The organism is Acinetobacter sp. WCHAc060006, assembly GCF_004209135.1.
In the GTDB taxonomy this organism is placed as follows: domain Bacteria; phylum Pseudomonadota; class Gammaproteobacteria; order Pseudomonadales; family Moraxellaceae; genus Acinetobacter; species Acinetobacter cumulans.
On record NZ_SGSS01000110.1, the window covers coordinates 1 to 349 of the forward strand.

Annotated in this window: 1 protein-coding gene; it reads left to right on the forward strand. The window is 36.7% G+C overall.

Annotation, left to right across the window (positions count from 1 at the left end; translation table 11 throughout):
- Positions 1-288 (forward strand): integrase core domain-containing protein (locus EXE29_RS17400; protein ID WP_024432207.1); only part of this gene is annotated, 288 nt, incomplete at its 5' end.
- Positions 289-349 lie beyond the last annotated feature (61 nt).

Here is a 349-nt window from a genome sequence, read left to right on the forward strand (position 1 = left end):
CAGTTTACCAGTGATGCATTTATTGATGTATTGAAATCAAATGGCATTCAAATCAGTATGGATGGTAAAGGTCGATGGGTTGATAATGTGATGGTTGAACGATTATGGCGGAGCGTTAAATATGAAGAGGTGTATCTCAAAGCCTACAGCAATGTTTTGGATGCGAAGAAGCAATTAAACGCATATTTTGAATTTTATAATTTGAAACGACCTCATTCGAGTCTGGACAAAATGACTCCAGATGAGTTTTACTATGACCAGCTACCACAACAAAATAAGGTAGCTTAACTAGAGCAGAGTATCACTTATAAATAAGCTTTTAGTTGTTCAAACAAGTGGGACCACCTCT